Source organism: Streptomyces sp. NPDC054765, from assembly GCF_053612065.1.
In genome coordinates this window covers 46,120-69,985 of record NZ_JBSHBP010000027.1, presented here as the reverse complement: position 1 = coordinate 69,985, position 23,866 = coordinate 46,120, and the positions used below count along the sequence as shown (strand labels likewise).

The following is a 23,866-nucleotide window of genomic DNA, read 5'->3' as shown; positions in this document are numbered from 1 at the left end:
CATCCCGATGTCCGAGCCGGAAGCAAACATCCACACCACCGCGGGCAAACTGGCGGACCTGCAGCGGCGGGTCGAAGAAGCCACGCATGCCGGTTCCGCCCGTGCAGTGGAAAAGCAGCATGCGAAGGGGAAGCTGACGGCGCGGGAGCGCATCGATCTGCTGCTGGACGAGGGCTCGTTCGTCGAACTGGACGAGTTCGCGCGGCACCGGTCGACCAACTTCGGAATCGAGAAGAACCGTCCGTACGGGGACGGTGTCGTCACCGGTTACGGCACCGTCGACGGGCGGCCGGTCTGTGTCTACTCGCAGGACTTCACGATCTTCGGCGGGTCGCTGGGCGAGGTCTACGGCGAGAAGATCGTCAAGGTGATGGACTTCGCGCTCAAGAACGGGTGCCCGGTCGTCGGGATCAACGACGGCGGCGGGGCCCGGATCCAGGAGGGCGTGGCCGCCCTCGGTCTGTTCGCGGAGATCTTCCGGCGCAATGTGCATGCGTCGGGTGTGGTGCCGCAGATTTCGCTGATCGTCGGCCCGTGTGCGGGCGGCGCGGTGTATTCGCCGGCCATCACCGACTTCACGGTCATGGTCGACCAGACCTCGCACATGTTCATCACCGGTCCCGATGTCATCAAGACGGTGACGGGTGAGGACGTCGGGTTCGAGGAGCTGGGCGGCGCGCGGACGCACAACACCACCTCGGGCGTGGCGCACCACATGGCGGGTGACGAGAAGGACGCGATCGATTACGTCAAGGGACTGCTGTCCTACCTGCCGTCCAACAACCTCTCCGAGCCGCCGGCCTTCCCGGAAGAGGCGGATCTGGAGACCTCGGACACCGACCGCGAGCTGGATGTCCTGATCCCGGATTCGGCCAACCAGCCGTACGACATGCATGTCGCGATCGAACACGTCCTGGATGACCACGAATTCCTGGAGACGCAGGCGCTGTTCGCACCAAACATCCTGACCGGCTTCGGACGGGTCGAGGGCCATTCGGTGGGCATCGTCGCCAACCAGCCGATGCAGTTCGCGGGCTGCCTGGACATCAAGGCGAGCGAGAAGGCCGCGCGGTTCGTGCGGACCTGCGACGCGTACAACGTCCCGGTGATCACCTTCGTGGATGTGCCGGGGTTCCTGCCGGGGACGGACCAGGAGTACGACGGGATCATCCGGCGCGGCGCCAAGCTGATCTACGCGTACGCGGAGGCGACCGTCCCGCTGATCACGGTCATCACGCGTAAGGCGTTCGGTGGCGCCTATGACGTCATGGGTTCCAAGCACCTGGGTGCCGACCTCAACCTGGCCTGGCCGACCGCGCAGATCGCCGTCATGGGCGCGCAGGGCGCGGTCAACATCCTGCACCGCCGTACGCTGGCCGCGATCGAGGACCCGGCCGCACAGGACGAGCGGCGCCAGGAGCTGATCCAGGAGTACGAGAACGCCCTGCTCAACCCGTATGTCGCGGCCGAGCGCGGCTATGTCGACGCGGTGATCATGCCGTCCGAGACGCGCCGGCACATCGTCCGCGGGCTGCGCACGCTGCGCAACAAGCGCGAGGCGCTGCCGCCGAAGAAGCACGGCAACATCCCGCTCTGACCGGCACAACCAGCGGAACCGGCGAAGGGAGCCGTTCTCCATGATCAAGGTCGTACGGGGCAATCCCACACCCGAGGAGCTGGCCGCCGCACTGGCGGTGGTGCAGGTCCGCGCGGCGGCTGCCGCTGCCGTCGCGCCCGGCGGACCGGATCGCGGCACCGAGTGGTCGGACCCCGCGTCCACGGTTCCGGCGCGGGCGCGTATGCCGCACCCGGGCCCGCGGGCCTGGCGTACGAGTTACTGGCCGCATTGACCGGCCGCCTCGTGCCGTGACCGGCCGTCAGGTCGGTGCATAATGCACTGACTAGTCCTGTGCACCGTGGCGCCTGAGTACGCGTACTCAGGCGCCACGGGCGTATCGGGCCCACGATCGGTACATGCTGTGGTCAGATCCGCCCGATGAACCTCCTGAGGAGCTGCGCGACGTGCAGGCCAAGCTCCGCAGAATGGGCATCGTGCTGGCCGTGGTCGCGGTGGCGCTGATGATTCTGCTCCCGGGGAGGTAGCCGTTCCCGTCCAGGGGAGGTAACCCTCACACGTCCCTCCCGCAACCATCAGCGCTGAAATCACCTCTTTCTCTCTCGACAGAGCAATTCGGGCGTGCGACCGCCCGGGGCCCGACGGGCCCGACCGGGAGTGGGGGAGCGATGAACAGGCCGCTGAGGCATATAGCCGTCTTCTGCGGGGTGCTGGTGCTGGCCCTGCTGGCCCGCGCCACCTGGGTCCAGTTCGTCCAGGGCGACGCACTCGCCAACGACCCGAACAACCGGCGCGTCAAGATCGAGGCGTTCTCCTACCCGCGCGGCAACATCATCGTCGCCGGCAAGCCGATCACCGGCTCGGTGGCGACCTCCGGCGACTTCAAGTACAAGCGGACGTACAAGGACGGCCCGATGTACGCCCCCGTCACCGGATTCGCCTCGCAGGCCCTGGGCACGTCCTTCCTCGAAGGCATCTACAACAAGGCGCTCAGCGGCAAGGACGACCGGCTCGCCCTCAAGCGCGCCAAGGCCATCCTGACCGGCGAGAAGCCGCGCGGCGCCGATGTCCTCACCACCATCGACCCCAATGCACAGAAGGCCGCGTACAAGGGGCTGACCGACCTCAACGCCAAGGGCGCGGTGGTCGCCCTCGACCCGCGCAACGGCCGCGTCCTCGCACTCGCCTCCACCCCCTCCTACGATCCGTCGGTCTTCGCCGGCATCTCCAACGCCGACGCCTCGAAGTTCACGGCGCTGGACCATGACAAGGACAAGCCGCTGAGCAACCGGGCGCTGCGCGAAACCTATGCGCCCGGCTCCACCTTCAAGATCCTCACCGCGGCGGCCGCCCTGGAGAACGGTGTGGTCTCCGACATCAACGCCCCGTCCGGCGCAGCCGCCCCGTACCAGCTGCCGCAGAGCACGACGAAGATCGGCAACGATGTTGCGGGCGCGCCCTGCGACAAGGCCTCGCTGAAGACCGGCATGCAGTGGTCGTGCAACAACGTCTTCCTCGACACCGCGCTGAAGGTCGGCAGGGACAAGATGCGCAAGACCGCGGAGAAGTTCGGCTTCAACTCCGACATCTACGACAAGGACCTCGGGGACCTGCTGGCCAGCAAGAGCCTCTACCCCCAGCAGCTCGACAAGCCGCAGACCGCGCTGACCGGCATGGGCCAGGGCAGCCTCACCAGCACACCGATGCAGATGGCGATGGTCGCCGCCGGCCTCGCCAATGACGGCAAGGTGATGATGCCGCACCTCGTCGACGAGCTGCGCGGCCCCGATCTGTCGACGATCGAGAAGATCGAGCCGAAGATGCTGTCCCAGGCCGTCTCCCCGGACACCGCGAAGAAGGTGCAGGAGATGATGGAGTACACGGTCAGCGACGGCACCGCCTCGAAGGCCAAGATCGACGGTGTGACGGTCGGCGGCAAGACCGGCACCGCCCAGCACGGCGCGAACGTCAACGACGAGCGGCCCTACGCCTGGTTCGTCTCCTACGCCAAGCAGAGCGACGGCAGCTCCCCGGTCGCGGTCGCCGTCTTCGTCGACCCCAAGAACATGGACATTCCCCGCTCGGAGATCGCCGGCGGCAAGCTGGGCGGCCCGATCGCGAAGTCCGTGATGGAGGCCGTGCTCAAGAAGTAGTCCGGGCACCCCCGCGGCCCCGGGCTCCGGGCTCCGTACGATGGCGGGCATGACCGAAGAGCCCCGCCCCCGCCGTCTCGTCCTCGCTTCCCAGTCCCCCGCCAGGCTGGCCCTGCTGCGCCAGGCCGGCCTGGCGCCCGAGGTCGTCGTCAGCGGCGTCGACGAGGACGCGCTCACCGCCGCCACACCCGGCGAACTGGCCCGCGTACTGGCCGAGGCGAAGGCCACCGCCGTCGCCGCCCGCCCGGAGTCCGCCGGCGCGCTGGTGGTCGGCTGCGACTCGGTCCTGGAGCTGGACGGGCGGGCGCTCGGCAAGCCCGCGGACGCCGAGGACGCCACCGCCCGCTGGAAGTCCATGCGCGGCCGCGCCGGCATCCTGCGGACCGGCCACTGTGTCATCGACACGACGGCGGACGGCCGCCAGGTCTCCGCCACCGCCTCGACCACGGTCCGCTTCGGCGAGCCCAGCGACGACGAGATCGCCGCCTATGTGGAAAGCGGCGAACCGCTGTTCGTCGCGGGCGCCTTCACCCTCGACGGCCGCTCCGCGCCCTTCATCGACGGCATCGACGGCGACCCCGGCAATGTCATCGGCCTCTCCCTGCCGCTGCTGCGCCGGCTGCTGGCCGGCCTGGACGTGGCGATCACGGATCTGTGGACCTGAGCTTCAACGGACTGTCCGTACGGGGGAACGTGCGTGAGCGGGATATCCGGGCCGGTCGTCGGCACCCTGATCGTGGCGCTGATCATCCGGCGTCAGTTGCGTACCCGGCCGGTGCGCACCACGGCGCCGGTCGTGGCACAGGCCGTCCTCGGCGTACCGGGGGATGGAGAAGTGGATCGATCGCACGACCACGGCCGGACTGCTGGGCTTCTCCACGCTCGACCTCTATCTGGCGGTGACCTACGGGGTGCAGGGCCATGTCGTACGGCGCCAGGCGGCCGGCATCGCGGCGTGACCACCGGCGGTACCCGGCAGTGGCGCGCGGATGCCCGGGTCGCGGACGGGCGTTCGAGGCGGCGTTCTCCGCGCCGGCGGGCCGGAAAGGTGGCGGTGGACGACGCATTCGACGTCACCGAGCGGGGAACCGATGGATCCGATACGGCCCGGCCGGCCGGATGGGTCCGGTCGGCCGGGCCGGTCCGGCCGCATGCCACCGTGAGGAGTCCGCACCATGCCCAAGATCCTGATCATTGCCGGTGACGCCACCGAGGACCTGGAGTTCTTCTACTCCTACCAGCGGATGCTGGAGGAGGGGTACGAGACGCAGGTCGCGGCCCCGTCGCGGAAGAAACTGCGGTTCGTGGTGCACGACTTCGTCGACGACTTCGACACCTACGTCGAGCGCGAGGGCCACTCCTGGCCGTCCGACCTCGCACTGTCCGAGGTCGATCCGGCGGAGTACGCCGCGCTGGTGCTCCCGGGCGGCCGGGCACCGGAGTATCTGCGCAACGACTCCGACTACCGCCGCGTCGTCACCCACTTCTTCGACACCGACAAGCCCGTCGCACACATCTGCCATGCGGCCATCACCCTGGCCCCCCTCGGTGTGCTCAAGGGCCGCCGTACCGCCGCCTACCCGGCCTGCGCCCCCGATGTGGCGATGGGCGGCGGGATCTTCGTCGACGGCCCGGCGGTCGTGGACGGCAAGGTCGTCTCCGCCCGCGCCTGGAACGACCAGCCGGAGTGGATGCGCGCCTTCATGGACGTACTGCGGGAGCACGCGCCGGTGAAGAAGGCCGCGGAGGGCTGAGGCCCGCCGGTCCGCCGGGTGCCCCGGGCAGGTGCGGGTCCGGCCCGGGGCAGGGGGAGTTCGGGCCGGACCGCCGCGCGGGCCACGGGTGGGTCAGGCGGACGTGGGAGCCGCGGGCGGTGCTCCGTTCAGGGAGTCCGGAGAGTTCGAGGTGTCCGGGGTGTCCTGGCTGCTCCCGTGCGCCTCGCCCGGACGGCCCTCCCCGTACGCCACCAGGGTCAGCACCAGCAGCCCCAGCACGACCGTCATCGCGAGAAAGGCGACCCAGCCGACCAGGCCGACGGCGAAGGCGCCCAGGACGCCGTGCACCACCGCACAGCCGATGAGGGCGATACGGGGGAAGCCGGCGGGGGCGCGGTCACACAGGGCGCTGCGGAGCAGGACGCCGGCGCAGAACAGCAGAGAGAGGCCGAAGACGCCGCCGGCGACCCAGGAGCCGGTGGACATCGCGCGCGGCTGCAGCCCGGCCAGGGACATCTGCTGCCGGTCCACGACAATGCTCAGAATCCAGTTGAGCAGCACGATCCCGAACGCTTCCAGGACCAGTACCACCGCCGCGGCCAACGCCACCGGCCGTCGTGCCACCACCCCGTCCACCCACTTCCGCGTTTGCCGAGCCCGGTGCGTCCTGCGGACGCCTGATGCCGCTGATGCCCCTGTTACCGCGGGGTACAGGACATCGCGCACGCTACAGGGGAGTCCCCCCTGCTCGGGAAGAGCTCGGCGGAAGGTAAAAGCTGGGCAAGGGTTGTACGCGGGTGGGTGGTGACGGCTGCGCGCGGGAGGGTGGCGGCACGCCGACGGACGGAGCCGCCCGCAAAGTTTCCTTCGCCCATTCGTAGGGACTCCACAAAGAATTGACGATCCGCTGGACGTCCAAAGTTCGAGACCTAAGCCACACCGGGACGTGAGCCGGAGCCCAGGAATCCGGGCCTACCCTGGGATACCAGGGGACTTAGGTTCCTCACTGGCGCCCCGAGCACACTCCGTGTGGGCAAGCTCACCCCAGGGAACGGGTCGGCACGCGGTGTCGCCAGTCCCTAAAATCGCCGCATCCATTTGTTACGGCGAAGCGCCAAGGAAGGACCCATCGTGCGCAAGGTGCTCATCGCCAACCGTGGCGAAATCGCTGTTCGCGTTGCCCGTGCATGCCGGGACGCGGGGATCGCAAGCGTAGCCGTCTACGCCGACCCCGACCGGGACGCACTGCACGTACGCGCGGCAGACGAGGCGTACGCCTTGGGCGGTGACACTCCTGCCACCAGTTACCTGGACATCGCCAAGGTCCTGGCTGCCGCCGCCGATTCGGGTGCGGACGCCATCCACCCGGGATACGGCTTCCTGTCGGAGAACGCCGAGTTCGCGCAGGCCGTCCTGGACGCGGGGCTGACGTGGATCGGGCCGCCCCCGCAGGCCATCCGTGACCTCGGCGACAAGGTCGCCGCCCGGCACATCGCCCAGCGGGCCGGTGCGCCGCTGGTCGCCGGCACGCCCGACCCGGTGTCCGGCTCGGACGAGGTCGTGGCCTTCGCGAAGGAGCACGGCCTGCCGATCGCGATCAAGGCGGCCTTCGGCGGCGGCGGCCGCGGCCTGAAGGTGGCCCGGACCCTCGAAGAGGTCCCGGAGCTGTATGACTCCGCGGTGCGCGAGGCGGTCGCCGCGTTCGGCCGCGGCGAGTGCTTCGTCGAGCGGTACCTGGACCGCCCGCGGCACGTCGAGACCCAGTGCCTGGCCGACAAGCACGGCAACGTGGTCGTGGTCTCGACCCGGGACTGCTCGCTGCAGCGCCGCCACCAGAAGCTGGTGGAGGAGGCCCCGGCCCCGTTCCTGACGAAGAAGCAGAACGCGGAGCTGTACCGCGCGTCCAAGGCCATCCTCAAGGAGGCCGGCTACGAGGGCGCCGGCACCTGCGAATTCCTCGTCGGCCAGGACGGCACCATCTCCTTCCTGGAGGTCAACACCCGCCTCCAGGTCGAACACCCGGTCACCGAAGAGGTCACCGGCCTCGACCTGGTCCGTGAGATGTTCCGGATCGCCGACGGCGAGGAGCTCGGCTACGACGACCCGGCGGTCCGCGGCCACTCCTTCGAGTTCCGGATCAACGGCGAGGACCCGGGCCGGGGCTTCCTCCCGGCCCCCGGCACCGTCACCACCTTCACCGCACCGTCCGGTCCGGGCGTGCGGCTGGACGCGGGCGTGGAGTCCGGTTCGGTCATCGGCCCGGCCTGGGACTCGCTGCTGGCCAAGCTGGTCGTCACCGGCGCCACCCGTGCGCAGGCCCTGCAGCGCGCCGCCCGTGCGCTGGGCGAGTTCACCGTCGAGGGCATGGCCACCGCCATCCCCTTCCACCGCGCGGTCGTCACGGACCCGGCGTTCACCCCCGAACTCACCGGCTCCGCGGACCCGTTCACGGTCCACACCCGCTGGATCGAGACCGAGTTCGTCAACGAGATCCCGCCGTTCGCCGCGCCGGGCGCGGACGAGGCCGAGGCCGACACCCGCGAGACGGTCGTGGTCGAGGTCGGCGGCAAGCGCCTGGAGGTCTCGCTGCCGTCCTCTCTGGGCATGCCGCTGGCGCGGGCCGCGGTCGTCGGCGGTGCCAAGCCCAAGCGCAAGGCCGCCAAGAAGTCGTCCAGCGCCGCCTCCGGCGACGCGCTGGCCTCCCCGATGCAGGGCACCATCGTCAAGGTGGCCGTCGAAGAGGGCCAGCAGGTCACCGAGGGCGAGCTGGTCGTCGTCCTGGAGGCCATGAAGATGGAGCAGCCGCTCAACGCGCACCGCTCCGGCACCGTCAAGGGCCTGACCGCCGAGGTCGGCGCCGCCCTCACGTCCGGCGCCGTGATCTGCGAGATCAAGGACTGACGCGACGGCATCCCGCAGACGCACGAGGGGCTCCCGGCACCAGCCGCCGGGAGCCCCTCGTCCGTTCCTGCGCGGCCGGGCCGCTAGGAGTTCCCCACCACGTCCTCCGGGAAGCTCAGCGACCTGCTCATCCACTGGAGCGCGGCGGGCAGTTCGCGCCGCCAGGTGTCGAAGTTGTGGCTGCCGTGGCCCAGGACGATCGAGTCCGCCTTCATCGGCGGCCTGACGGCACCGAGGAAGGCCCGTGCGGCGGGGTAGTTCTTCTCGCCGGTACGGCTCGTGCCCACCAGGACGTTCACCTGCGGAGCGGGCAGATGCCGCAGCCGCCACATCAGGTCGTGTTCCTGGCGGCGGCGTCCCCGGTCCCGGCCGTCGCCGAAGAGGTTGCCGGTCGTGGGGTCGTTGCTGACCTTGTAGTCGGGCGAGAGGGCGGCCGCCGAGGTGTAGGTACGGTCGTGCCGCATGGCGAGCTGGAGGGCGCAGCTGCCGCCCGAGGAGTAGCCCATCACACCCCAGCCGCCGGGGTCGTGGCCGACCCGGTAATGGGACTTGAGCGCGTCCGGCACATCGCGGGCGAAGAAGGTCTCGGCCTGCGGGCCGCCTGGCACGTCGACGCACTGGGTGTCGCGCGGCGGCGCGATGGTCGGCCGCAGCATCACAATGACGGTCGGCTGCATCCGGCCTTCCCGGATCAGCTGCGCGGCGGTCTGCGGCAGCCGCAGATGCTGGCCCAGCAGGAAGGTGCCGCCCGGGTAGCCGCTGAGCGCGACGACGACGGGGAACCGCTGGCGCGCGTACTGGGGCTGGAAGTACTGCGGCGGCAGATAGACGTACGCCGGGTCCACGGCCCGGGTCCGCTTGCCGACGATCCGTACGGACTCGACCTTGCCCGCCATCGACGGTGCGCCCTTCGGCAGACCGTGCACCTTGTCCAGGCCGTCCGCCCCCGACGGCTGCACCAGGCCCTTCGACGGGTCGCCGGCGGGCCCGGCCGTCCCCCCGTCACCCCATTTGCCGACGGCGGCCGGGGCGTCGTCGTACAGCCCGAGCAGCTCGTGCCAGGAGCCGTAGAACTGGAAATTGGCGTTCACCGCAAGACCGAGCGCCGCCACGATCGTCAGCTGGGTCGCCGCGATCGAGCCGAGCCGTCCCAGCAGCGCCCGCGGCCCGCGCCCGGCGAACCGCGGCCACAGCCAGAGCGTGAGCCCCACACAGACCACGGCGAGCGCGGCCAGGGCGTAGAACAGCGGTCGGCTGGTCAGTCCCATGACTCTTCCCCAGGTGTTCCCCGCCGCGCTCCGCTCCCCCGGCGGTCCGTCACGACGTATTCCCTTGTCTCCGGAAGACCCCGGAAGACCTCCTTGCGCCTGGTTTGATGTCTCCGCACGACCCGGCGTTGCCGCACCGCCGAGGTGTTCGGCCGCGCGACCACCGAGGTATGCCGGGACTTCACGCCCGGTCCGCCGGACGGCCACCGACCGGGCCGGCGGGACGGTTCACGGACACCCGGAGAGCCACTTTGGTGCCCCGTCCGCCCGGCACCGGAACACCGCCCTCGGGCGCAATGGCATCCTGGAGCCACCGGGCCGCAACCGGCCGGGTCGAGGGAGGACGGCGATGGCGACCGAGACGGCAGGGCAGCGGCAGACGACGCAGGGGCCGGTGGCGTCCGCACCGGCGCGGCCGCAGGAGGTGCGCCCCATGCGGGCCGATGCGCGCCGCAATTACGAGCGGCTGCTGACCGAGGCCCGTACAGCCTTCACCGAGCACGGCACGGACACGTCACTGGAAGACATCGCGCGCCGGGCCGGCGTCGGCATCGGCACCCTCTACCGGCACTTCCCCAACCGGACCGCCCTGATGGGCGCGGTCTTCCAGGGCGAGGTGGACGCCCTGCTGGCGCACGCCAGGGAGCTCGCCGACGCGCCGCAGCCGTGCGCCGCGCTGGTCGAATGGCTGCGCGCGATCATCACTCACGCCAGCACCTACCGCGGGCTGTCGCGCGCGCTGATGACGGCGTCGGCGGACGACAGCTCAGGGATGGCGCGGTGCAGCGTGCCGATGCGGGAGGCCGGCGGCGCGCTGCTGTCCCGTGCCCAGCAGGCCGGAGCCGTACGCCCCGATGTGAGCATCAGCGATCTGATGCAGCTGACCAACGGCATCGCGCTGGCCGTCGAGGAATCCCCGGACGACCCCCAGCTCGCCGACCGGCTGCTGACGCTCACCCTGAGCGGGCTGAAGGGCGAGCGGCACCGCTGAGGGAGGCCCGGCGGCTGAGGGAGGCCCGGCGGCGCTCCTGACGGACGCCACGGAGCACCGCCGGGCGGCCCCGGCACCCGGGGCCGGGGTGGCGCGCCCGTCGGACGCGCCACCGGCTCCTGCGCTCAGCGGCGGCGCGGCGCCAGATCGGCGACCCGGCCGCCCGAGGCCTCGGACAGGGAGGCGGCCGAGCGGAGCTGTGGTCCGCCGCCCCCGCCGCCCGGCGCATGGCTGCGCCGCTGACCCGGCAGCGGGACGTCCCGCCGGGGGCCTCTGCGCTCCCCCGCGCCGTCCATCCCGGGCTGTCCCGGTCCGCGGCCCGCACCCGGGCCGCCGGCGACGGCGATCTGCACGCCCTGGTCGGCCAGCGCCTGCAGCTCCGTGGCGGCGCGGTCGTCATGGCCCGGCGGCTCGTCCGTGACGAGCCGCGTGATCACATCCGTCGGCACGGTCTGGAACATCGTGTCGGAACCGAGCTTGGTGTGGTCGGCGAGCACCACCACCTCCCCCGCCGCCTGTACCAGCGCCCGGTCGACGCTGGCGGCGAGCATGTTGGAGGTGGACAGCCCGCGCTCGGCGGTCAGACCACTGCCCGACAGGAAGGCACGGGACACCCGCAGGCCCTGGAGGGACTGCTCGGCACCGCTGCCGACCAGCGCATAGTTGGAGCCGCGCAGGGTGCCGCCGGTCATCACGACCTCGACGCGGTTGGCATGGGCCAACGCCTGGGCGACCAGCAGGGAATTGGTGACGACGGTCAGGCCGGGGACCCGGGCGAGCCGGCGGGCCAGCTCCTGGGTGGTCGTTCCCGCACCGACGACAATGGCCTCACCCTCTTCGACGAAGCCGGCCGCGAGATCGGCAATGGCCGTTTTCTCCGCGGTCGCTAGATGGGATTTCTGTGGGAATCCGGATTCGCGAGTAAAGCCTCCCGGCAGGACCGCACCGCCGTGGCGGCGGTCGAGCAGCCCTTCTGCCTCCAGCGCCCGCACGTCCCGTCGTACGGTTACTTCGGAGGTCTGGACGACGCGGGCGAGCTCCCGGAGCGATACGGCTCCATTGGCGCGCACCATTTCAAGGATCAATTGGCGACGTTCTGCAGCGAACACGAAACTGACAGTAACGCCAACGACCGTCTGTTTTCAGCAGGTTGCACCAATTAACGGAAGTTGTTCACACCGCGGAGCGTGACGTGGTATGCGGTATGCATATGTCGTGCGGATGTCGAACTGCCGCGCGGCGTGACCTGCTTGCCGCCTGGTCAGCCGCCCTGCACGGCCTCTGCGGCGGCGGCCGGCCGGGGCGGACCGGCCACCCGTCGCTTCAGGGACGTTTCATCCCAAATGCTCACCGGTGGCACAAAGGTTCCAATCGACCGGCCGGTGCCGTGCGTTGATGGCCTCCTGGCCGGCTACTCGCCGGCCGTCTTCCGGATGTGCAGCTGGCGGGCGACCTCGGCGATCGAACCGGACAGCGACGGGTAGACCGTGAAGGTGTTGGCGATCTGCTCGACGGTCAGGTTGTTGTCGACCGCGATCGAGAGGGGGTGGATCAGCTCGCTGGCGCGCGGGGAGACGACCACACCGCCGACGACGATGCCGGTGCCGGGGCGGCAGAGCAGCTTCACGAAGCCGTCGCGGATGCCCTGCATCTTGGCGCGCGGGTTGCGCAGCAGCGGGAGCTTCACGACCAGGGCGTCGATCCGGCCGCTGTCGACGTCGGCCTGGGAGTAGCCGACGGTGGCGATCTCCGGGTCGGTGAAGACGTTCGCGGAGACCGTCTTGAGGTTCAGCGGCGTGACCGAGTCGCCGAGGAAGTGGTACATCGCGATCCGGCCCTGCATCGCGGCGACGGACGCCAGCGCGAAGACACCGGTGCAGTCGCCCGCCGCGTACACGCCCGGGGCGCTGGTGCGGGAGACCTTGTCGGTCCACACGTGCCCGGAGTCCTTGAGCTTGACGCCGGCCGCTTCCAGGCCGATGCCCTCGGTGTTGGGGATGGAGCCGACCGCCATCAGGCAGTGCGTACCGGAGATCGTGCGGCCGTCGGCGAGGGTGACCTCGACGCGGTCGCCGACCCGTTTGGCGGACTGGGCCCGCGAGCGCGACATGACGTTCATGCCGCGGCGGCGGAAGACGTCCTCCAGCACGGCGGCCGCGTCCGGGTCCTCGCCCGGCAGCACGCGGTCACGGGAGGAGACGAGGGTGACGCGGGAGCCGAGCGCCTGGTAGGCGCCGGCGAACTCGGCACCGGTGACACCGGAGCCGACCACGATCAGCTCTTCGGGCAGCTCGTCGAGGTCGTAGACCTGCGTCCAGTTCAGGATCCGCTCACCGTCGGGGAGCGCATCCGGGATCTCGCGGGGGTGCGCGCCGGTGGCGATCAGCACCGCGTCCGCGATCAGGCCCTCGGTCGTGCCGTCGGCGGCGGTGACCGTCACCTTGCGGGAGCCGTCCGGCGCCTGGCCCGGCTCCAGCCGGCCGCGGCCACGCATGACCCGGCCGCCGGCCCGGGTCACGGAGGCGGTGATGTCATGCGACTGGGCGAGCGCGAGCCGCTTGACCCGCCGGTTGACCTTGCCGAGGTCGACGCCGACGACCCGGGCGGGCCGCTCGTTGTACGGGGTGTCGTCCTCGACGATGATGCCGAGCTCGTCGTACGACGAATCGAAGGTGGTCATCACCTCGGCCGTGGCGATAAGAGTCTTCGACGGCACGCAGTCGGTGAGCACCGACGCCCCGCCCAGACCGTCGCAGTCGACGACGGTCACCTCCGCGCCGAGAGAGGCGGCCACCAGGGCCGCTTCGTATCCGCCGGGTCCGCCACCGATGATCACGATCCGAGTCACGTACTCCATTGTCCCGCACGCCCGTACGTCGCTCTCGCCCGGGGGCGGGCTGTGTCCCTCACGGGCAACCGGGGTGCGCCTGTCCCTTACGGGCAACCGGGGTGCGCCCTGCCAGGCTTCTTGTGCGAACCGCCGGTACCACCGGCCCGACGGGCAACCTCCCGTACCCTCGGAACCATGTCGCTCTACGCCGCGTACGCCGGCAACCTCGACGCGCGGCTGATGTCCCGCCGCGCACCGCACTCGCCGCTGCGCGGCACCGGCTGGCTCGACGGCTGGCGGCTCACCTTCGGGGGCGAGCAGATGGGCTGGGAAGGCGCGCTGGCAACGGTCGTCGAGGACCCCGGCTCCCAGCTCTTCGTCGCGCTCTACGACATCGCGCCCATGGACGAGGAGTCCATGGACCGATGGGAGGGCGTCGGCCTGGAGATCTACCGCCGGATGCGGGTGCGGGCGCACACCCTCGACGGCGACGAGACGGCGTGGATTTATGTCCTCAACGGCTATGAGGGCGGCTTGCCGTCGGCCCGCTACCTGGGCGAGATCGCGGATGCCGCGGAGTCGGCGGGCGCACCGCACGACTATGTGATGGAGCTGCGCAAGCGGCCCTGCTGACGGACGGCGGCGGCCCGCGCCGGGCGCACCGCCCGGGTGCGCGGGCGGCCGCGCCGTAGCGGGTGCCGCGCCGGGCGCACCGCCGTACGGCCGCCGCGCCGCGCCCGGGACGACACATTCAGCAGAAGCCACAAGACAACGATCCGGTACCGTGAGCAGCGGCATCTACGCGCGTAGGGGATGAGCGGCTACCCTCGTCCGCGTGAACGCATCTGTTACCCCGGACATCGCGCGCGACCCGCAGGGTGCCGCCGCCGACGCCGCCGCCCGTCTGCGTGAGCTGACCGGCGCCGAGAACCATGACGTCGCCCTGGTGATGGGCTCCGGCTGGGCGCCGGCCGCCGAGGCCCTGGGCGCGCCCGAGCAGGAATTCCCCGTCACCGAGCTGCCCGGTTTCCCGCCGCCGGCCGTCGCAGGACACGGCGGCACGATCCGCTCGTACCGGGTCGGCGAGAAGCGGGCGCTGGTCTTCCTGGGCCGCACCCACTACTACGAGGGCCGCGGTGTCGCCGCGGTCGCGCACGGCGTGCGTACCGCCGCGGCGGCCGGCTGCAAGACCATCGTGCTCACCAACGGGTGCGGCGGCCTGCGCGAGGGCATGCGCCCCGGCCAGCCGGTCCTCATCAGCGACCACCTCAACCTGACCGCCACCTCCCCGATCGCCGGCGCGAACTTCGTCGACCTGACGGACCTGTACTCGCCGCGGCTGCGCGCGCTGTGCAAGGAGGTGGACCCGAGCCTGGAGGAGGGCGTCTACGCCCAGTTCCCCGGCCCGCACTACGAGACCCCGGCCGAGATCAAGATGATCCGGACGCTGGGCGCCGACCTGGTCGGCATGTCCACGGTCCTGGAGGCCATCGCGGCGCGCGAGGCCGGCGCCGAGGTGCTCGGGCTGTCGCTGGTGACGAACCTCGCCGCCGGCATGACGGGCGAGCCGCTCAACCACGAAGAGGTCCTGCAGGCCGGCCGCGACTCCGCGACCCGGATGGGCAGCCTGCTCGCCCAGGTGCTCGGCAAGCTCTGAGCCGTCCCGGCGTCCCGGCGTCCCGGCGCCACGACACCGGGACGGCGGCGGACGACGGCCACGGCGGGTGCGCGACACCCGCCGGGCCGCCCCGCCGCCGGCACCACCACGGCGGCCCCGCCGCCGGCCGCCGGACCGCACCGCCGCGCGGCGCCGCCGTATCCCGCGCGCTGCCCGTACCCCGCGCGCTGCCATCCAGTGGTATTGGCCGGTTCTGCGGCTGCCCGTACGCGCGTCATGGGTATGCGTGACGAGCCGAGAGGCCTCCTCCCCGGCAGCTGTCCTCAGCGCGCCCCCACCCGTATTCACCGTCAGGAGCATCACGTGGCTACCGATCCCGCGGAGCTGATCAACCGGGCCCAGGCATGGCTGGCCGAGGACCCCGACCCGGAGACCCGGGAGGAGCTGTCCAAGCTCATCGAGGCCGCCGCCGACGACGGGATCGCGGCCGAGCTGGCCGCCCGGTTCGCCGGCACCCTCCAGTTCGGCACCGCCGGGCTGCGCGGTGAGCTGGGCGCGGGCCCGATGCGGATGAACCGCTCCGTGGTCATCCGGGCGGCGGCCGGTCTCGCCGCCCACCTCAAGGCGCAGGGCGACGGGGCCGGGCTGGTCGTCGTCGGCTACGACGCCCGCCACAAGAGCGCCGACTTCGCCCGCGACACGGCGGCCGTGATGGTCGGCGCGGGCCTGCGCGCCGCGGTGCTGCCGCGCCCGCTGCCCACCCCGGTCCTGGCCTTCGCGATACGGCATTTGGGCGCGGTGGCCGGCGTCGAGGTCACCGCCAGTCACAACCCGCCGCGCGACAACGGCTACAAGGTCTACCTGGGCGACGGCTCGCAGATCGTGCCGCCCGCCGACGGCGAGATCGCCGCCGAGATCGCCGCGGTCGGCCCGCTGGCCGGTGTGCCGCGCCCCGAGGCCGGCTGGGAAACCCTCGACGAGGCGGTCCTGAACGCCTATCTGGCGCGTACGGACGCGGTGCTGACCCCCGGCTCCCCCCGGGACACGAAGATCGTCTACACGCCGATGCACGGGGTCGGCCGGGACACCCTCGTCGCCGCCTTCGCACGGGCCGGCTTCCCGGCCCCGGTGATCGTCGCGGAACAGGCCGAACCGGACCCGGACTTCCCGACCGTCGCCTTCCCCAACCCGGAGGAGCCGGGCGCGATGGACCTCGCGTTCGCCACCGCCCGCGACCAGGGTGCTTCCGGTGTCGACATCGTGATCGCCAACGACCCCGACGCGGACCGCTGCGCCGTCGCCGTCCCCGACCCCGGGACGGCGGACGGCTGGCGGATGCTGCGCGGCGACGAGGTCGGGGCACTGCTCGCCGCCCATCTGGTGAGCAAGCGCGCCTGCGGCACCTTCGCGACGACCATCGTCTCCTCCCAGCTGATGTCCCGTATCGCGGCCGCCTCTGCGTTGCCGTACGAGGAGACGCTGACCGGCTTCAAGTGGCTGGCGCGGGTGGACGGCCTGCGCTACGCCTACGAGGAGGCGCTCGGCTACTGCGTCGACCCGGAGGGCGTCCGCGACAAGGACGGCATCACCGCCGCGCTGCTGATCACCGAGCTGGCCGCGGAGCTCAAGCAGGCCGGGCGCACCCTCACCGACCTGCTCGACGACCTCGCGCTGGAATTCGGGGTGCACGCCACCGACCAGCTCTCGGTCCGGGTCGAGGATCTGTCGCTGATCGCCGACGCCATGCGCACCCTGCGCGCGCAGCCGCCGGCCGCGCTGGCGGGCCTGACCGTGACCCGGGCCGACGACCTGAACCGGGGCACCCCGGCGCTGCCGCCGACCGACGGGCTGCGCTACTACCTCTCCGGGTCGCCACAGGCCGGTATCGAGGCCGCCCGCGTGGTGGTCCGGCCCAGCGGCACCGAGCCCAAGCTCAAGTGCTATCTGGAGGTCGTGGTGCCGGTGGCCTCGCCCGGGGCACTGCCCGAGGCCCGGTCGAAGGCTGCCGCGACGCTGGCGTCCCTCAAGCGGGACGTGTCGGCGGCGGCAGGGATCTGAGAAGGCGACGGGCAGGGATCCGAGAAGCGGGGCGGCGCGGCGCGGGCGGTGACGTACCCGACGCCCCGACGCCTACAGCACCGCCAACACGGCCAGCCCGACCGCGCCCGCCACGGCAGGCGAGATGATCTCGTAGGCCCAGCGCACCACCGGCTCGCCCTGGGCGCCCGCGCGGGCCGCGGCGCGCTCCTTGACCTCACGGAGCTCTTCGAGGGCCTGGTCGGCCATGGCGCGCGGCACCGGGCCCGCATCGCCGGCACCGGCGTGCAGCCCGAAGCGGGGCCCGGACACGGCTCCGCGCCGCGCCTGCCGGCCGGCCTTCTTGCGCTGGCGCAGCGAGACGGGGATGGCCCACAGCTGGTACGTGCCGGCGTCGGTGACCGCCTCGGTGGAGAACGCCGCGCGCAGCGTCTCCACGGCGCCCCACGGCAGCGTGATCGTACGGAACGGATTGCGCACCGTCAGCCGCTCCTCGCCCGCCCTGACCAGCGGCCGCAGGGTGTAGGCAACCACCAGCGGCACCCCGAGGAGCAGCGCGAACACCGCCAGGAGCTTGGTGTGCGGGGCGCCCCGCAGCAGCGCGTCGCCGCCGAGCCAGGCTCCGAGCAGGAGGAGCAGTGCGCCGCCCGCGAGGGCCGCGGGCGAGCGGTAGCTGCGCTCCGCGTACTGCTGCTGGGGCGGGGTGGACCGGTCCTGGCTCGTCATGACGCCGATTCTGCCCGACCGTCCGGATGCCGGACATTGCGTTACGGCATCATTCGCACGCGGGGCGCCACGCGCATCCGGCACCGGATGCGGCCGCGTCCGCTCCCGCCACCGGGCATGTTGTCCGTTCCGTGCCCTCCGGTCCGGCCGGATTTGGACGGTTGAGGGGGATGACATGGTGCTACGCGCGTAGATATGCTCCCCTCGTGACCATGCCCATCACTGTTCCCGCATACGGCAAGGAAGCCGCGGGGCGTCTGGCGTCAATGGCGGACGTGACCGCCGACGACGGTGCGCTGCGCCGCTTCCTCCACGGCCTCCCGGGCGTCGACGCGGTCGGCCTCGAGGCCCGCGCCGCCACCCTCGGCACCCGCTCGATCAAGACAACGGCGAAGGCGTACGCCATCGATCTCGCCCTCTCGATGATCGACCTGACGACCCTCGAAGGCGCGGACACCCCGGGCAAGGTCCGGGCGCTGTGCGCCAAGGGCATCCACCCCGACCCCACCGACCGCACCGCCCCCAAGGTCGCGGCGATCTGCGTCTACCCGGACATGGTCGCGACGGCCAAGGAGGCGCTCGGCGACTCCGGCATCCGTGTCGCGTCCGTCGCCACCGCCTTCCCGGCGGGCCGGGCCGCGCTGCCGGTCAAGCTCGCCGACACCCGGGACGCGGTCGCGGCCGGCGCCGACGAGATCGACATGGTGATCGACCGCGGCGCCTTCCTCTCCGGGCGTTACACGGCCGTCTTCGAGGAGATCAAGGCCGTCAAGGAGGCCTGCGCGCGCCCCGATGGCACGGCCGCCCACCTCAAGGTCATCTTCGAGACCGGCGAGCTCCAGACGTACGACAACGTCCGCCGGGTCTCCTGGCTGGCGATGCTCGCGGGTGCCGACTTCATCAAGACCTCGACCGGCAAGGTCGCCGTCAACGCCACCCCGCCGGTCACCCTCCTGATGCTGGAGGCGGTCCGCGACTTCCACGCCGCGACCGGCGTCCAGGTCGGGGTGAAGCCGGCCGGCGGCATCCGTACCACCAAGGACGCGGTCAAGTACCTGGTGATGGTCAACGAGACGCTCGGCGAGCCCTGGCTGACCGCCGACTGGTTCCGCTTCGGCGCCTCCAGCCTCCTGAACGACCTGCTGATGCAGCGCCAGAAGCTCAGCACCGGCCGCTACTCCGGCCCCGACTACGTCACGGTGGACTGAGGCTCCCATGACCTTCGATTACGCACCCGCACCCGAGTCCCGCGCGGTCGTCGACATCGCGCCGTCCTACGGCCTGTTCATCGACGGCGAGTTCGCCCCGGCCGGTGACGGCAAGGTCTTCAAGACCGTCTCGCCGTCGTCCGAGGAGGTCCTCTCCGAGGTGGCGCAGGCCGGCGCCGAGGACGTCGACCGCGCCGTGCAGGCCGCCCGCAAGGCGTTCGAGAAGTGGTCCGCACTGCCCGGCGCCGAGCGCGCCAAGTACCTCTTCCGGATCGCCCGGATCATCCAGGAGCGCTCGCGCGAGCTGGCCGTCCTGGAATCCCTCGACAACGGCAAGCCGATCCGCGAGTCGCGCGATGCCGATCTGCCACTGGTCGCCGCGCACTTCTTCTACTACGCGGGCTGGGCCGACAAGCTCGGCCACGCGGGGTACGGCCCCGACCCCCGCCCGCTGGGCGTCGCGGGCCAGGTCATCCCCTGGAACTTCCCGCTGCTCATGCTGGCGTGGAAGATCGCCCCGGCGCTGGCGACCGGCAACACGGTCGTCCTCAAGCCCGCCGAGACGACCCCGCTGTCCGCCCTGTTCTTCGCGGACATCTGCCGCCAGGCGGGCCTGCCGAAGGGCGTCGTCAACATTCTCACCGGCGACGGCTCCACGGGCGCCTCGCTGATCGCTCACCCCGGCATCGACAAGGTGGCCTTCACCGGCTCCACCGGGGTCGGCAAGGCCATCGCCCGTACGGTCGCCGGCACCGACAAGAAGGTGACCCTGGAGCTCGGCGGCAAGGCGGCGAACATCGTCTTCGACGACGCGCCGCTCGACCAGGCCGTCGAGGGCATCGTCAACGGGATCTTCTTCAACCAGGGACAGGTCTGCTGCGCGGGCTCGCGCCTCCTGGTCCAGGAGTCCGTCCAGGACGAGCTGCTGGACGCGCTCAAACGCCGGATGGCCACCCTCCGGGTCGGCGATCCGCTCGACAAGAACACCGACATCGGCGCCATCAACTCCGCCGGGCAACTGGCCCGTATCACCGCGCTGGCCGACGCGGGCGAGGCCGAGGGCGCCGAACGCTGGTCGCCGTCCTGCGAACTTCCCTCCGCCGGCTACTGGTTCGCCCCGACGCTGTTCACCGGCGTCACCCAGGCCCACCGCATCGCCCGCGAGGAGATCTTCGGCCCGGTGCTGTCCGTGCTGACCTTCCGCACTCCCGCGGAGGCCGTGGAGAAGGCCAACAACACCCCCTACGGCCTCTCCGCCGGCATCTGGACGGAGAAGGGCTCGCGGATGCTGTGGATGGCGAGCAAGCTGCGCGCGGGCGTCATCTGGTCCAACACGTTCAACAAGTTCGACCCGGCCTCCCCCTTCGGCGGCTACAAGGAATCGGGCTACGGCCGCGAGGGCGGCCGGCACGGTCTGGAGGCGTACCTCAATGTCTGACCGACTCTCCGTCTTCAAGACCTACAAGCTGTACATCGGGGGCAAGTTCCCCCGGTCCGAGAGCGGGCGGGTGTACGAGGTGACCGACTCCAAGGGCACATGGCTCGCCAATGCGCCGCTGGCGTCCCGCAAGGACGCCCGGGACGCGGTGGTCGCCGCCCGTAAGGCGTTCGGCGGCTGGTCGGGCGCCACGGCCTACAACCGCGGGCAGATCCTCTACCGCGTCGCCGAGATGCTGGAGGGCCGCCGCGAGCAGTTCACCGCCGAGGTCGCCGCCGCCGAGGGGCTGTCGAAGGCGAAGGCCGCGGCCCAGGTGGACGCGGCGATCGACCGCTGGGTCTGGTACGCGGGCTGGTCCGACAAGGTCGCCCAGATCGCCGGCGGCGCCAACCCGGTGGCCGGTCCGTACTTCAACCTCTCCTCCCCCGAGCCCACCGGTGTGGTCGCGGTCCTGGCACCGCAGGAGTCGTCGTTCCTCGGTCTGGTCTCGGTGATCGCCCCGGCGGTCGTCACCGGCAACACGGTGGTCGTGGCGGCGGCCGAGAGCGCCCCGCTGCCCGCGCTGTCCCTGGCCGAGGTGCTCGCCACGTCCGACCTCCCGGGCGGCGTGGTCAACATCCTCTCGGGCCGTACCGCGGAGCTGGGCGCTCCGCTCGCCGCCCACCAGGACGTCAACGCCCTCGATCTCGCGGGCGCCGACGAGGCGCTGGCGAAGGAGCTGGAGACGGCCGCGGCCGACAACCTCAAGCGGGTGTTCCGCCCCGGGACGGCGGACTGGACCGCCGACCCCGGCACCGGCCGACTGCTGGGCTTCCTGGAGACGAAGACGGTGTGGCACCCGATGGGCGTCTAGCCTCAGGCGGCCTGATGACGCGCCGTCACCCATGCCCGTGCGGGGCCCCGTCCGATGACGGGGCCCCGCACGGCTGTCCGGCCCGTTGCCCGCCGGCGCAGGCCGTCAGCCCGGCAGCACCCTCGTCACCGTCCCCACCAACGGCAGGTCCTTGAGCGCGCCGCCGTTCGACAGGGCGCCGGTCAGCAGCGTCGTGCCCACCGGCTTGAAGTCGGCGATCTGGGTGCTGACGGCGTTGGCGAGCGGGTCGACGGAGGTGTTGGCCAGCGGGTCCACCTGGAGGTTCTTGACCGGGCCCAGGCCGCCGGCCGCGGAGTGCAGCAGTGCGCCGGTCAGCGCGGAGGCCGTGGCACCGGTGTCGGTGCTGCGTTCCTGGGCGGACGCGGGGGCGGCGGTGGCCGATGCCGCACCGCCCGCCGCGATCGCGGCACCGGCCGCGGAGATCACCAGCCCCGCCCGCAGCAAAGTGCGCGGAATGCGGCTGGGCTTGGGACGTGCATGGGAGGGCATGAGCCACCTGCCTGTGTATCGAAGCGGTCGAAGTGCTGTACGAGCCGAAGCACTCGGGTAATCGATTGACTGCGTAGCGTAGTTGAGCCGGGATGGCCGATCCACCTCGCACGCCAGGGGTAGCCCACACGGCCCCATACGCGACAATGGGTGCCCGTGAGCTCCCACTCCTCCACCCGGCCGCCTGCCGCCCAGGTCGTCCTGCTGACCGGCCCCTCGGGCTCCGGCAAGACGTCCCTGGCCGCGCGCAGCGGACTGCCCGTCCTCCGTCTCGACGACTTCTACAAGGAGGGCACGGACCCGACGCTGCCGCAGCTGCCCGACGGCGGCGGCGCCGACTGGGACGCGCCGCTGTCCTGGGACGCCTGCGCCGCGGTCGCGGCCATCGACGCACTGTGCCGCACGGGGCGCACCGACGTTCCGGTCTATGACATTGCGGCCAGTGCCCGGGTCGGGGTGTCAGGGCTCGACCTCGGTGGTGCCCCGCTGTTCCTGGCGGAGGGCGTGTTCGCCGCCGATGTCATCGCACCGTGCCGCGAGGCGGGACTGCTGGCCGACGCGCTGTGTCTGCGCGGCCGGCCCACCACCACCTTCCGCCGCCGGCTGGCCCGGGATCTGCGCGAGGGCCGCAAGTCGGCCCCGTACCTCGTGCGCCGGGGGCTGCGACTGCTGCGCAACGAGCGGTCGATCGTCGCCCGGCACACCGCGCTGGGCGCGTACCCGTGCGCCAAGCCCGAGGCGCTGGCCCGGATATCGGCGGCGCGGACGCCGGAGGCGGTGGGCGCGGTCGTCCGCTCCTGACACAGCGCACCGTCCGCCCGCATCCCGCGGATCGGTCCATGACGGTGCGCGGCGCAGCGGACGGTTCCGGCCGCGACGGCACTCATGACCGCCGCGGCACGCGCGAAGAAGCGGGCTCGGGCAGACCCCCCGGCCGCCCGAACCCGCTTCTTCTTCCCCGTGCTCCCCCGCACTTCCCCCGTATCCCCCGATACGTCCGGCTTGTGCGGAATACTCCGTTTCCGCCGGTTCCCCCGTATCCCCTTTCCCCTCGGGCGTTCCCCCCCCGGTTCCCCCTCGGGCTCCCCCGGTCCTCAGGCCACCAGCTCGCCGAAGGACTCTTCCTCGTCACGGCCGAAGCTGAGGACCTCGTCCTCGCGCAGCCGGCGCAGAGCGCGCCAGATGCTCGACTTCACCGTGCCGACACTGATCCCGAGAATGTCCGCGATCTCCGGGTCCGTACGGCCCTCGTAGTAGCGCAGCACCAGCATCGTGCGCTGCGTCTCGGGCAGCCGGACCAGCGCCTGCCACAGCACGGCGCGCAGCTCGGTGCCGCGCATCGCGTCCGCGTCGGCCGCCGTCTCCGGCAGCTCCTCGGTCGGGTACTCGTTGAGCTTGCGCCGGCGCCAGGCGCTGATGTGCAGATTGGTCATGGTGCGGCGCAGATAGCCGCCGAGCGCCGCCTTGTCGCTGATCCGGTCCCACGCCCGGTAGGTCGAGAACAGCGCGCTCTGCAGCAGGTCCTCGGCCTCGTAGCGGTCACCGGTCAGGTGGTAGGCGGTGGCGTACAGGGAGGCGCGGCGCTCCTGGACGTAGGCGGTGAAGGCCGCTTCGGCCTCGGCCGCCTCCGACGCGGAGCGCCGTTCCCCCGTGCCCTCCCCGTACTCCGCTCCCCCGTTGTTTCCCCCGTGGGCGGCATTTCCCCCGTGCCCCCGGTTTCCCCCGTCGGCCCCGTCGAGCGTGACCGTCGTGGCATCGATGGCCACCATGTAAGGCGGCCGCTGACGCCCGGTGCCGCGAACGCACCCCCGCCCTCCCCCGAGCGCGGCGGTGCCCGCTCCGGCACCGGGCTTCTCGTTGGTCCTGACGACGTCATGGAGCCGCGTGATAACTGCGCTGGTAGTGGTGCCGTGCAGTGTGTTCATCTCGCGCCCCCCGTCGTAGAGCCAGCTCGTTCGGTGTGTCCGGGTGTTGATCTCCCGATGCCCCAAAGACTGCCAACCCAGTTTCATCGCGTTGTCCGCCGACTGTCACAGGCCTGT

General features: G+C 71.5%; 23 protein-coding genes. 16 read left to right on the top strand and 7 right to left on the bottom strand.

The annotated features are described in order from the left end of the window. Positions 1-7: 7 nt before the first annotated feature. The 7 genes from ACWGJY_RS19010 (at position 8) to ACWGJY_RS18980 (ending at position 5,483) form a co-directional block, all read left to right on the top strand. Positions 8-1,597, top strand: a complete 1,590-nt coding sequence (locus ACWGJY_RS19010; protein WP_453261964.1) for an acyl-CoA carboxylase subunit beta — start codon at positions 8-10, stop codon at positions 1,595-1,597. A 40-nt stretch (positions 1,598-1,637) separates the two neighbouring features. Beyond that, on the top strand, positions 1,638-1,850 hold the full coding sequence (locus ACWGJY_RS19005; protein WP_453261963.1) for an acyl-CoA carboxylase epsilon subunit: 213 nt from the start codon (positions 1,638-1,640) through the stop codon (positions 1,848-1,850). Between the two features lie 124 nt (positions 1,851-1,974). After that, positions 1,975-2,103 carry a morphogenic membrane protein MmpB gene (gene mmpB, locus ACWGJY_RS19000; RefSeq protein WP_453261962.1) on the top strand — a complete coding sequence of 43 codons (129 nt, stop codon included), beginning with the start codon at positions 1,975-1,977 and terminating at the stop codon, positions 2,101-2,103. Between the two features lie 141 nt (positions 2,104-2,244). Then, positions 2,245-3,729 (top strand): peptidoglycan D,D-transpeptidase FtsI family protein, encoded by a 1,485-nt coding sequence (locus ACWGJY_RS18995; RefSeq protein ID WP_453261961.1) that lies wholly within the window; start codon positions 2,245-2,247, stop codon positions 3,727-3,729. A gap of 49 nt (positions 3,730-3,778) precedes the next feature. Next, a complete protein-coding gene (locus ACWGJY_RS18990) occupies positions 3,779-4,393 on the top strand; it encodes a nucleoside triphosphate pyrophosphatase (protein WP_453261960.1) in 615 nt (204 codons plus the stop codon). A gap of 163 nt (positions 4,394-4,556) precedes the next feature. Then, complete coding sequence (locus ACWGJY_RS18985) at positions 4,557-4,688, top strand: hypothetical protein (RefSeq protein ID WP_453261959.1); 132 nt, start codon at positions 4,557-4,559, stop codon at positions 4,686-4,688. A 216-nt stretch (positions 4,689-4,904) separates the two neighbouring features. Continuing rightward, the gene (locus ACWGJY_RS18980) at positions 4,905-5,483 is read left to right on the top strand and encodes a DJ-1/PfpI family protein (RefSeq protein ID WP_453261958.1); all 579 of its coding nucleotides are present in this window, start codon (positions 4,905-4,907) and stop codon (positions 5,481-5,483) included. 93 nt (positions 5,484-5,576) lie between these two features. Here the strand turns inward: ACWGJY_RS18980 and ACWGJY_RS18975 are convergent, their stop codons facing one another. Further along, a complete protein-coding gene (locus ACWGJY_RS18975; protein WP_453261957.1) occupies positions 5,577-6,068 on the bottom strand; it encodes a hypothetical protein in 492 nt (163 codons plus the stop codon). Positions 6,069-6,575: 507 nt separating this feature from the next. On the opposite strand from ACWGJY_RS18975, the gene ACWGJY_RS18970 reads away from it, so the two are divergent. After that, a complete protein-coding gene (locus ACWGJY_RS18970) occupies positions 6,576-8,345 on the top strand; it encodes an acetyl/propionyl/methylcrotonyl-CoA carboxylase subunit alpha (RefSeq protein ID WP_453261956.1) in 1,770 nt (589 codons plus the stop codon). 83 nt (positions 8,346-8,428) lie between these two features. On the opposite strand, the gene ACWGJY_RS18965 is transcribed toward ACWGJY_RS18970, so the two are convergent. After that, a complete protein-coding gene (locus tag ACWGJY_RS18965; RefSeq protein WP_453261955.1) occupies positions 8,429-9,613 on the bottom strand; it encodes an alpha/beta hydrolase in 1,185 nt (394 codons plus the stop codon). A gap of 433 nt (positions 9,614-10,046) precedes the next feature. On the opposite strand from ACWGJY_RS18965, the gene ACWGJY_RS18960 reads away from it, so the two are divergent. Then, positions 10,047-10,604: a TetR/AcrR family transcriptional regulator gene (locus tag ACWGJY_RS18960; RefSeq protein WP_453261988.1), complete on the top strand. Its 558-nt coding sequence runs from the start codon at positions 10,047-10,049 to the stop codon at positions 10,602-10,604. A gap of 125 nt (positions 10,605-10,729) precedes the next feature. Here the strand turns inward: ACWGJY_RS18960 and ACWGJY_RS18955 are convergent, their stop codons facing one another. Together ACWGJY_RS18955 and ACWGJY_RS18950 are read right to left on the bottom strand one after the other, a co-directional pair. After that, positions 10,730-11,713: a DeoR/GlpR family DNA-binding transcription regulator gene (locus ACWGJY_RS18955; protein WP_453261954.1), complete on the bottom strand. Its 984-nt coding sequence runs from the start codon at positions 11,711-11,713 to the stop codon at positions 10,730-10,732. Positions 11,714-12,015: 302 nt separating this feature from the next. Then, positions 12,016-13,461: an NAD(P)H-quinone dehydrogenase gene (locus ACWGJY_RS18950; protein WP_453261953.1), complete on the bottom strand. Its 1,446-nt coding sequence runs from the start codon at positions 13,459-13,461 to the stop codon at positions 12,016-12,018. Between the two features lie 168 nt (positions 13,462-13,629). Here ACWGJY_RS18950 and ACWGJY_RS18945 point away from each other — a divergent pair, with 168 nt between their 5' ends. The 3 genes from ACWGJY_RS18945 to ACWGJY_RS18935 all read left to right on the top strand — a co-directional run bounded on the left by ACWGJY_RS18945 (position 13,630) and on the right by ACWGJY_RS18935 (position 17,110). Then, a complete protein-coding gene (locus ACWGJY_RS18945; protein WP_453261952.1) occupies positions 13,630-14,067 on the top strand; it encodes a gamma-glutamylcyclotransferase in 438 nt (145 codons plus the stop codon). A gap of 202 nt (positions 14,068-14,269) precedes the next feature. Beyond that, positions 14,270-15,091, top strand: a complete 822-nt coding sequence (locus ACWGJY_RS18940; RefSeq protein WP_453261951.1) for a purine-nucleoside phosphorylase — start codon at positions 14,270-14,272, stop codon at positions 15,089-15,091. Positions 15,092-15,415: 324 nt separating this feature from the next. Beyond that, positions 15,416-17,110 (top strand): phospho-sugar mutase, encoded by a 1,695-nt coding sequence (locus tag ACWGJY_RS18935; protein WP_453261950.1) that lies wholly within the window; start codon positions 15,416-15,418, stop codon positions 17,108-17,110. Between the two features lie 72 nt (positions 17,111-17,182). Here the strand turns inward: ACWGJY_RS18935 and ACWGJY_RS18930 are convergent, their stop codons facing one another. Next, a complete protein-coding gene (locus tag ACWGJY_RS18930) occupies positions 17,183-17,815 on the bottom strand; it encodes a PH domain-containing protein (RefSeq protein ID WP_453261949.1) in 633 nt (210 codons plus the stop codon). A gap of 212 nt (positions 17,816-18,027) precedes the next feature. On the opposite strand from ACWGJY_RS18930, the gene deoC reads away from it, so the two are divergent. From deoC to ACWGJY_RS18915, 3 genes are read left to right on the top strand one after another with little or no spacing between them, the layout of a single operon-like run. Beyond that, positions 18,028-19,023 carry a deoxyribose-phosphate aldolase gene (gene deoC / locus ACWGJY_RS18925; RefSeq protein WP_453261987.1) on the top strand — a complete coding sequence of 332 codons (996 nt, stop codon included), beginning with the start codon at positions 18,028-18,030 and terminating at the stop codon, positions 19,021-19,023. Between the two features lie 7 nt (positions 19,024-19,030). After that, positions 19,031-20,461, top strand: coding sequence for an aldehyde dehydrogenase family protein (locus ACWGJY_RS18920; protein WP_453261948.1), 1,431 nt, complete (start codon positions 19,031-19,033; stop codon positions 20,459-20,461). Beyond that, on the top strand, positions 20,454-21,314 hold the full coding sequence (locus ACWGJY_RS18915) for an aldehyde dehydrogenase family protein (RefSeq protein WP_453261947.1): 861 nt from the start codon (positions 20,454-20,456) through the stop codon (positions 21,312-21,314). The genes ACWGJY_RS18920 and ACWGJY_RS18915 overlap by 8 nt, the downstream gene beginning before the upstream one ends. Before the next feature lie 105 nt (positions 21,315-21,419). Here the strand turns inward: ACWGJY_RS18915 and ACWGJY_RS18910 are convergent, their stop codons facing one another. Beyond that, positions 21,420-21,824, bottom strand: a complete 405-nt coding sequence (locus ACWGJY_RS18910) for a hypothetical protein (protein WP_453261946.1) — start codon at positions 21,822-21,824, stop codon at positions 21,420-21,422. Positions 21,825-21,980: 156 nt separating this feature from the next. Between ACWGJY_RS18910 and ACWGJY_RS18905 the strand changes: the two genes are divergently transcribed. Further along, positions 21,981-22,625, top strand: a complete 645-nt coding sequence (locus ACWGJY_RS18905; RefSeq protein ID WP_453261945.1) for an ATP-binding protein — start codon at positions 21,981-21,983, stop codon at positions 22,623-22,625. A gap of 293 nt (positions 22,626-22,918) precedes the next feature. Here ACWGJY_RS18905 and ACWGJY_RS18900 read toward each other — a convergent pair whose 3' ends face one another. Next, complete coding sequence (locus tag ACWGJY_RS18900) at positions 22,919-23,749, bottom strand: SigE family RNA polymerase sigma factor (RefSeq protein ID WP_453261944.1); 831 nt, start codon at positions 23,747-23,749, stop codon at positions 22,919-22,921. Positions 23,750-23,866 lie beyond the last annotated feature (117 nt).

What these genes read in the sequence shown, in the direction of transcription:
- ACWGJY_RS19005 (WP_453261963.1), top strand. Translation starts at nt 1,638, where the DNA reads ATGATCAAGGTCGTACGGGGCAATCCCACACCCGAGGAGCTGGCCGCC.
- ACWGJY_RS18950 (WP_453261953.1), bottom strand. Translation starts at nt 13,461, where the DNA reads ATGGAGTACGTGACTCGGATCGTGATCATCGGTGGCGGACCCGGCGGA.
- ACWGJY_RS18990 (WP_453261960.1), top strand. Translation starts at nt 3,779, where the DNA reads ATGACCGAAGAGCCCCGCCCCCGCCGTCTCGTCCTCGCTTCCCAGTCC.
- ACWGJY_RS18945 (WP_453261952.1), top strand. Translation starts at nt 13,630, where the DNA reads ATGTCGCTCTACGCCGCGTACGCCGGCAACCTCGACGCGCGGCTGATG.
- ACWGJY_RS18900 (WP_453261944.1), bottom strand. Translation starts at nt 23,749, where the DNA reads ATGAACACACTGCACGGCACCACTACCAGCGCAGTTATCACGCGGCTC.
- ACWGJY_RS18980 (WP_453261958.1), top strand. Translation starts at nt 4,905, where the DNA reads ATGCCCAAGATCCTGATCATTGCCGGTGACGCCACCGAGGACCTGGAG.
- ACWGJY_RS18920 (WP_453261948.1), top strand. Translation starts at nt 19,031, where the DNA reads ATGACCTTCGATTACGCACCCGCACCCGAGTCCCGCGCGGTCGTCGAC.
- ACWGJY_RS18915 (WP_453261947.1), top strand. Translation starts at nt 20,454, where the DNA reads ATGTCTGACCGACTCTCCGTCTTCAAGACCTACAAGCTGTACATCGGG.
- ACWGJY_RS18930 (WP_453261949.1), bottom strand. Translation starts at nt 17,815, where the DNA reads ATGACGAGCCAGGACCGGTCCACCCCGCCCCAGCAGCAGTACGCGGAG.
- mmpB (WP_453261962.1), top strand. Translation starts at nt 1,975, where the DNA reads ATGCTGTGGTCAGATCCGCCCGATGAACCTCCTGAGGAGCTGCGCGAC.
- ACWGJY_RS18985 (WP_453261959.1), top strand. Translation starts at nt 4,557, where the DNA reads ATGGAGAAGTGGATCGATCGCACGACCACGGCCGGACTGCTGGGCTTC.
- ACWGJY_RS18965 (WP_453261955.1), bottom strand. Translation starts at nt 9,613, where the DNA reads ATGGGACTGACCAGCCGACCGCTGTTCTACGCCCTGGCCGCGCTCGCC.
- ACWGJY_RS18995 (WP_453261961.1), top strand. Translation starts at nt 2,245, where the DNA reads ATGAACAGGCCGCTGAGGCATATAGCCGTCTTCTGCGGGGTGCTGGTG.
- ACWGJY_RS18960 (WP_453261988.1), top strand. Translation starts at nt 10,047, where the DNA reads ATGCGGGCCGATGCGCGCCGCAATTACGAGCGGCTGCTGACCGAGGCC.
- ACWGJY_RS18910 (WP_453261946.1), bottom strand. Translation starts at nt 21,824, where the DNA reads ATGCCCTCCCATGCACGTCCCAAGCCCAGCCGCATTCCGCGCACTTTG.
- deoC (WP_453261987.1), top strand. Translation starts at nt 18,028, where the DNA reads ATGCCCATCACTGTTCCCGCATACGGCAAGGAAGCCGCGGGGCGTCTG.
- ACWGJY_RS19010 (WP_453261964.1), top strand. Translation starts at nt 8, where the DNA reads ATGTCCGAGCCGGAAGCAAACATCCACACCACCGCGGGCAAACTGGCG.